The organism is Falsiroseomonas sp. RANM36 (assembly GCF_056682175.1).
In genome coordinates, this window is sequence record NZ_JBWXTD010000002.1 from 280,456 (window position 1) to 288,128 (window position 7,673).

Here is a 7,673-nt window from a genome sequence, read left to right on the forward strand (position 1 = left end):
GCCCCCGGCCCCGCCCCCCCGGCCCGCGCCCCCGGGCGGCGCCCGGCCGGGCGGGCGCCGCGGGCGACGCCGGTGGCGGCGCTCTGCGCGCTGGATGCGGAGGCGCCGATCCCCGGCCGCCGGCTTCCGGTGCATTGAGGCGAGGCGCGTGACCGGGCACCGCCGCCGCGCGCGAGACCTCGGGCTTGCTCCCGGCATCCTGCCGCCCGGTCCGCTCAATGCGATCACGGATGTCGCGGGCGTGCGCGTCGGCCAGGTGACGGTGATCGCGGGGGAGGGGACGCGCACCGGCGTCACCGCCATCCTGCCGCACGCCCAGAATTCCTTCGCGCATCGCGTGCCGGCGGGCGTCTTCGCGATGAACGGCTTCGGCAAGATGGCGGGTGTCACGCAGGTGCAGGAACTCGGCGAGCTGGAGACGCCGATCCTGCTGACCAACACGCTCGCCGTCGGGCGCGCGGTGGAGGCGCTGGTGGACTGGACGCTGGCGCAGCCCGGCAACGAGGCCGTGCGGAGCGTGAACGCCGTGGTGGGCGAGACCAATGACGGGCGCCTCAACGACATCCGCGCCCGCGGGATCGGCGCGGCGGAGATGCGCGACGCGCTGGCGATCGCGGGCCCGGGGCCGGTCGCGGAGGGCAGCGTCGGCGCCGGCACCGGCACCATGGCCTTCGGCTGGAAGGGCGGCATCGGCACGGCGTCCCGCGTGCTGCCGCCGGCGCTCGGCGGCTGGACGGTGGGTGCGCTGGTGCAGGCCAACTATGGCGGCGCGCTGGTGATGGACGGCATCCCGGTGGGCCGGCTGCTCGGGAAATACTACATGGCCGAGCACGTGGCTGTTGCCCGCGCCGACGGAGCGGCGACGCCGGCGGATGCGGACGGGTCCGTGGTCGTCGTGCTGGCGACGGACGCCCCGCTCTCCGACCGCAACCTGCAGCGCCTCGCGCGCCGCGCCATGGCGGGCATCGCGCGCACCGGCGCGGCCTTCAGCGACGGCTCGGGCGACTACGCCATCGCCTTCGCCACGCATCCCGGCGTGATCCGCACGCCGGAGAAGCGCGCGGCGGAGGCGCCCTATGCCGAGTGGCCGAACGACCGCGTCTCCCCGCTCTTCGCCGCGGCGATCGAGGCGACGGAGGAAGCGGTGCTCAATGCGCTGACCATGGCGACCACGGTGGAAAGCCGGATCGGGGGCCGGCGCGCGACCGGGCGCGCGCGGCCGCGGGATCGGCTGGCGGAGCTTCTGGCAAGGCGTTGAGCCTCAGTCCGCCGGCCGGAGGGCCGCGCGCACCTCGGAGCGGAATTCGCGGCGGTGCAGTTCGCGCAGCACCAGCAGGCTCGCCGCCACGAGCGCCAGCGGATGGACGATCCAGGCCAGCGCCGCCAGGCCGAAATAGTAGCTGCGCAGCCCGGTGGTGAAATGCCGCGCCGCGCGGTTCAGCACCCGCGCCGCCGCTTCCGCCTCGGCCCGCGCGGCGGCGCTCTCCGGCGCGTTCGGCATGGCGCCGAGCAGGATCGAGCCGTAGTTGAACTGGCGCAGCGCCCAGGTCAGCTCGAAGAAGGCGTTGACGAAGATCACCAGCAGCAGCGCGATCTTGATCTCCCAGGCCGTCTCGTCGGGCACCGCGGACCAGGGCAGCACCGCCACGACGCGCCGCCCCATGTCGGAGGCGCCGAGCAGCGCGACCAGGCCGCCGAGGATCAGGATGCTCGTGGTCGCGAGGAAGCCGGTGGACTGCATCAGGTTGCCGATCGCGGCGATGTCGGCGATGCGGTTCTCCCGCGCCAGCGCCGCCAGCATCCAGCGGCGCCGGTGCCCGTCCATGGCGGCGATCACGCTGCGGGCGCGGATCGCCGGCACCCGGTCCACCAGCGTCGCGTAGCCGATCCAGCAGGCGGCGAAGACGGCAAGCGCCAGCCAGTCGAGCGGGGTCAGCACGGACATCGGCGCCCCGCCCCGCTCAGCCGCACTCGGCCGACAGGCCCTGCGCCGCGAACCAGGCGCGGGCGTCCCGGGCGAACTCGCCGTCCACCCCGCGCAGGAGGTCGAGGAAGGCCTGCTCCGCCTCCCCCAGGTGACGGCGGCGCAGGCGGAGGATGACCGGGTGCAGCGACACCCAGGGCTCCCGCCAGGGCAGGGCCACGAGCTGGCCCGCCTGCAGGGCGGGCAGCACCAGCGGCAGCGTCATCGGCGCCACCGCGTCCGACTGGCGCACCGCGGCCAGCGCCACGGTCGGGCTTTCCTGCACCAGCGCGGGGAAGGCCGGGTGCATCGTGCCGCGCGCACGCGCCTCCTCGCGCGCAGCCGCCATGGGAGCCTGCACGGCGCTCGGCACCCGGCCGATGAAGACGATCGGATAGGCGAGGATGTCGGGCAGGGTCAGGCCGCGCCGGGCGGTCAGCGGATGGCCGGGACGGGTGACGAAGACCCCCGGCTGGGGCTGCAGGGGCTCCATCTCGAGCCCTGGATCCTCCTCGATGCCGCGGCGGTCCAGCAGGCCGAAGGGCGCCTCGCGGTCATGCAGGGCGCGCGGCACATCGGCCCAGTTCACCGAGGTCACGCGCAGGCGCACGCGGGGGTAGAGCGCGAGCATCCGCGCCGCCGCCGTCATCACCAGCGTCTCGGCCAGGTAGGCGCCCGCATGGATGGCGAGGTCGCGCACCTGGTCGCCGCGCACTTCCGTCAGGTAGCGGTCCAGCCTCTCCAGCCGGCCGAGCATATCGCCCGCATCGGCCAGGATGGCGCGGCCGAGGTCGGTTGCGATGACGCCGCGCGGGCTGCGCTCGAACAGGCGGCCCTTCAGCTTCGCCTCCAGCGCGGCAAGGCTGCGCGTCAGCGCGGGCTGGGTGGTGTTCAGGACACGGGCCGCCCGCACCAGGCTGCCGTGTTCTCCGATCGCCTGGACCAGCCGCAGGTCGCGAACCTCGAGCATATGCCTCCGATGGCAATACAAGATTACGGACTGGGCATTGGTCAGGAAGCGCGGGCGGCTGGCAAGCTGTCGGGGAAACGTTCGGGAAACCAAGCGATGGCAAGGGGGGCGGCGGAACGCACGGCCAATCCCGACCGGGCCCTGCCTGCGGGCATGGTCGCCATCCCGGGCGGCACCTTCCTGATGGGGTCGGATCGGCACTACCCGGAAGAGCGGCCGGCGCATCCCGTTCGCGTCAGCCCCTTCTGGATGGACCGCACCACCGTCACCAATGCCGAGTTCGCGCGATTCGTCGCGGCCACCGGCTATCGCACGGTGGCGGAGCGGCCGCTCGATCCGGCGATGTATCCCGGTGCCGATCCCGTGATGCTCGTTCCCGGTGCCCTGGTCTTCCGCATGACGGACGGCCCGGTGGACACGCGCGACATGTCGAACTGGTGGCACTGGACGCCAGGCGCGCATTGGCGCCAGCCGGAGGGGCCGGGCAGCACGGTCGAGGGACGGGACGAGCACCCCGTGGTGCAGATCGCCCATGAGGATGCCGAGGCCTATGCGCGCTGGGTCGGCAAGGACCTGCCGACCGAGGCGGAGTGGGAGTTCGCCGCGCGCGGCGGGCTGGAGGGCGCGGAATTCGTCTGGGGCGAGGAGCTGACGCCCGGCGGCGTGCACATGGCCAACACCTGGCAGGGGCCGTTTCCGTGGCGCAACTTCGCCGCGGACGGCTTCGAGCGGACCGCGCCCGTCGGCAGCTATCCGCCGAACGGCTACGGCCTGTTCGACATGGCGGGCAATGTCTGGGAGTGGACGACCGACTGGTGGTCCACGCGGCACGAGGCGGATCCCACGAAGCCCTGCTGTGCGCCGCTGGACCCGCGCGGGCCGCGCATCGACGGCAGCTACGACCCGGCGCAGCCGGCGATCCGCATTCCACGCAAGGTTGTGAAAGGCGGAAGTTTTCTTTGTACGCCATCGTACTGCCGCCGGTACCGCCCCGCCGCGCGCCATGCGCAGATGGTGGACACCGGCATGAGCCACATCGGCTTCCGGTGCGTCCTACGTCAAACCACCAGCCAAGGAGATGGATCATGACGGATCGTCCCGCGACGGGCCGGGTGAATCGGCGCAGCATGCTGCTTGGGGGAGCAGCCGCTCTCGGAGCAGGGATCCAGACGGCGCAGGCCCAGCAGACGCCGACGAGTCCTGCGGCGCCAGCGCCTCGCCCGACCCAGCCGGCTCCCGGCGGACAGGGCCGCCAGCCGAACATCCTGGTGATCATGGCCGACGACATCGGCTGGTTCAACATCGGCGCCTACCACCAGGGGATGATGGCCGGCCGCACACCCAACCTCGACCGCATCGCGGCCGAAGGCATGCGCTTCACCGACTATTACGCGGAAGCCTCCTGCACCGCGGGCCGCGCGAATTTCATCACCGGCCAGATCCCGCTGCGTACGGGCCTGACGACGGTCGGCCAGGCCGGGGCCGATGTCGGCCTCCCGGCCCAGGCCTGCACCATCGCGACCGCGATGAAGGCGCTCGGCTACAAGACGGGGCAGTTCGGCAAGAACCACCTCGGCGACCTCAACAAGTACCTGCCCACCCTGCACGGCTTCGACGAGTTCTTCGGCTACCTCTACCACCTCGACGCGCTGTCGGATCCCTACTGGTATTCCTTCCCGCGCGACCGCTGGGACGAGATCGGGCCGCGCAACCTCGTGCATTCCTGGGCGACGGACACCGACGACGCGACCGAGATGCCGCGTTGGGGCCGCGTCGGGAAGCAGCGCATCGTGGACGAGGGACCGCTGCCGCCCTTCCCGAACATGGAAGGCCGGCAGAACTGGGTCGCCGGGCGGCCGAGCAAGTACAACATGGAGACGATCGACGAGGTTCTGGTCGATCACACCAAGCGCTTCATCGATGAATCGAAGCGCGAGGGCAAGCCGTTCTTCGTCTGGCACAACCCAACGCGCATGCACATCTGGACCTTCCTCTCGCCGCGCTACCAGCAGGAGATGAATGCCGAGACGCGATTCGGGCTCTACGAAGCCGGCATGAAGCAGTTGGACGACAATGTCGGTGCGCTGCTCGATCATCTCGAAGCGATCGGCGAGAAGGACAACACCATCGTCCTCTTCACCACCGACAACGGCGCCGAGACCTTCACCTGGCCCGATGGCGGGATGACGCCCTTCCGGGCGACGAAGGGCACCATCTACGAAGGTGGCTTCCGCGTGCCGGCGATGATCCGCTGGCCGGGGCAGGTGCCGGCAGGCAAGGTGGAGAATGGCATCTTCTCCGGCCTCGACTGGTTCCCCACCCTGGTCGCGGCGGCCGGCAACCCGAACATCAAGGACCAGCTCCGCGCTGGCGTGACCCTCAACGGGCGGCAGTACAAGAACCACCTCGACGGCTACAACCAGCTCGAGCTGCTGCGCGGCCGAGGACCCTCGGCACGGCGCGAGGTCTTCTATTTCGGGGGACCGTCGCTCGGTGCCATCCGCGTGGACGACTTCAAGTTCATCTTCTACCAGCAGCCCTATGGCTGGCCGGGCGAGCGGGTCACCACCGACATGCCGATCATGGTCAATCTCCGGCAGGATCCGTTCGAACGAACGCCGGCGCTTCGCGGCGAGACGCTCAACAACATGGGCGGCGGCTACCTGAACGACTTCTTTGCGCGCGAATTCTGGCGCTTCGTCGAGGTGCAGCGCCTGGTCGGCGAACTCGCGCAGACCGCCGTCGAGTTCCCGCCGATGCAGGACCCGGCGTCGTTCAACCTCGACGCCGTCAAGCGGCACATCGACCAGGTAGCCCGGACTCAGCGCGGGCAGTGACATGACCCGATGCTGAGCGCTGCGTTCCAGCTGTCGGGGGGGCTCACCGGTCCCCCCGACCATCTACCCCTCCTGGGGACGCCTTTGCATCCCGAGCCATCCAGGCGGGCGAAACGCGGCATGACGGCGCAAACGATGCTGCATCGTCACGGTTGCGCAGATGTGTGGGCACGTGAATGCTCGTGTCTGCCAATGATCACGAGGAAGGAAGCGACTCAATGAGCAATGGACGTTCCCGCCGCGACATGCTGCTCGGCGGCGGTGCAGCCCTGGCGGCGACCGCCGCCGGCGGCACGCAGCTCGCGCAGGCGCAGCAGCCGGCCGCGCCGGCGACCCGCGCCCCGCAAGGCCGCCCCAACATCCTGGTGATCTGGGGCGACGACATCGGGTGGTCGAACCCGTCCTGCTACAACATGGGCATGATGGGCTACCGCACGCCCAACATCGACCGCATCGCGCGCGAGGGCGCGATGTTCACCGATGCCTATGGCGAGAATTCCTGCACCGCCGGCCGCTCCGCCTTCATCACCGGGCAGAGCCCGATCCGCACGGGCCTTTCGAAGGTCGGCCTGCCCGGCGCGGCGGAAGGCATGCGCGCGGAGGACCCGACCATCGCCGCGCTGCTCAAGCCGCTCGGCTACGTGACCGGGCAGTTCGGCAAGAACCATCTCGGCGACCGCGACGAGCACCTGCCGACCATGCACGGCTTCGACGAGTTCTTCGGCAGCCTCTATCACCTCAACGCCGAGGACGAGCCCGAGAACCCCGACTACCCGCGCAACCCGCAGTTCCGCGAGCGCTTCGGTCCGCGCGGCGTGCTGAAGTCCTGGGCGAACGCCGACGGCACGCAGCGGATCGAGAACACCGGCCCGCTGACCAAGAAGCGCATGGAGACGGTGGACGAGGAGTTCCTCGCCGGCGCGCTCGACTTCATCGATCGCGCGCATCGCGACGGCAAGCCCTTCTTCACCTGGTTCAACTCGACGCGGATGCATATCTGGACCCGTCTCAAGGAAGCCAGCCGCGGCGTGACCGGCCTCGGCATCTATCCGGACGGCATGGTCGAGCATGACGGGCATGTCGGGCAGCTTCTGAAGAAGCTCGACGACCTCGGCATCACCGAGAACACCATCGTCCTCTACTCGACGGACAACGGCGCCGAGGTGATGTCCTGGCCCGACGGCGGCTGCACGCCCTTCCGCGGCGAGAAGGCGACGGCCTGGGAGGGCGGCTTCCGGGTGCCGTCCATGGTGCGCTGGCCCGCGCGCATTCCCGCCGGCCAGGTGGTCAACGACATCTTCTCCCACCAGGACTGGTTGCCGACGCTGCTCGCCGCCGCCGGCGAGCCGGAGATCAAGCAGAAGCTGCTCGACGGCCACCAGGCGGGAAGGCGGACCTACAAGGTGCATCTCGACGGCTACAACCAGCTGCCGCTGCTGACGCGCACCGGCGAGGGCGCGCGCCACGAGATGTTCTTCTTCACCGATGACGGCGATCTCGCGGCGCTCCGCTACGACAACTGGAAGATCCACTTCATGATCCAGGAGCACCACGGGCTCGAGGTGTGGGAGCGCGCCTTCACGCCGCTGCGCCTGCCGCAACTCTACAACCTGCGCGCCGATCCCTTCGAGCGCGCCGAGGAATCCTTCGACTACGGCCGCTGGCGGGTGGAGCACGCCTTCGCGCTCGTACCCGCGCAGGCCTTCGTCGGGCGCTTCCTGGCGACTTTCGAGCAGTTCCCGCCGCGTCAGGCGCCCGGCAGCTTCAGCCTGGGTGACGCGATGGCGCGGCTGAGGCAGGGCGCCGGAGGGCGCTGATCGCGACGTGGCCCCCCCCCCCCCCCCCCCCGGGGCCGGCGGGGCCCCACAGCCGCCCCCCGCCCCCCCCGCACCCCCCCCACACC

6 protein-coding genes are annotated in these 7,673 nt (G+C 70.8%); 4 read left to right on the forward strand and 2 right to left on the reverse strand.

Annotation, left to right across the window (positions count from 1 at the left end; translation table 11 throughout):
• Nucleotides 1–148 precede the first annotated feature (148 nt).
• Nucleotides 149–1,258, forward strand: coding sequence for a P1 family peptidase (locus tag AC1MIR_RS02265; RefSeq protein ID WP_480026562.1), 1,110 nt, complete (start codon nucleotides 149–151; stop codon nucleotides 1,256–1,258).
• A 3-nt stretch (nucleotides 1,259–1,261) separates the two neighbouring features.
• Here the strand turns inward: AC1MIR_RS02265 and AC1MIR_RS02270 are convergent, their stop codons facing one another.
• Together AC1MIR_RS02270 and AC1MIR_RS02275 are read right to left on the reverse strand one after the other, a co-directional pair.
• Nucleotides 1,262–1,945, reverse strand: a complete 684-nt coding sequence (locus tag AC1MIR_RS02270) for a DUF599 domain-containing protein (RefSeq protein WP_480026563.1) — start codon at nucleotides 1,943–1,945, stop codon at nucleotides 1,262–1,264.
• Between the two features lie 16 nt (nucleotides 1,946–1,961).
• Nucleotides 1,962–2,933, reverse strand: coding sequence for a LysR family transcriptional regulator (locus tag AC1MIR_RS02275; protein ID WP_480026564.1), 972 nt, complete (start codon nucleotides 2,931–2,933; stop codon nucleotides 1,962–1,964).
• Between the two features lie 96 nt (nucleotides 2,934–3,029).
• On the opposite strand from AC1MIR_RS02275, the gene AC1MIR_RS02280 reads away from it, so the two are divergent.
• The 3 genes from AC1MIR_RS02280 (at nucleotide 3,030) to AC1MIR_RS02290 (ending at nucleotide 7,587) form a co-directional block, all read left to right on the forward strand.
• Nucleotides 3,030–4,022, forward strand: coding sequence for a formylglycine-generating enzyme family protein (locus AC1MIR_RS02280; protein ID WP_480026565.1), 993 nt, complete (start codon nucleotides 3,030–3,032; stop codon nucleotides 4,020–4,022).
• 38 nt (nucleotides 4,023–4,060) lie between these two features.
• Entirely contained in the window at nucleotides 4,061–5,770 is a 1,710-nt protein-coding gene (locus tag AC1MIR_RS02285) for an arylsulfatase (RefSeq protein ID WP_480027046.1), read from the forward strand.
• A gap of 218 nt (nucleotides 5,771–5,988) precedes the next feature.
• Complete coding sequence (locus AC1MIR_RS02290) at nucleotides 5,989–7,587, forward strand: arylsulfatase (protein ID WP_480026566.1); 1,599 nt, start codon at nucleotides 5,989–5,991, stop codon at nucleotides 7,585–7,587.
• Nucleotides 7,588–7,673 lie beyond the last annotated feature (86 nt).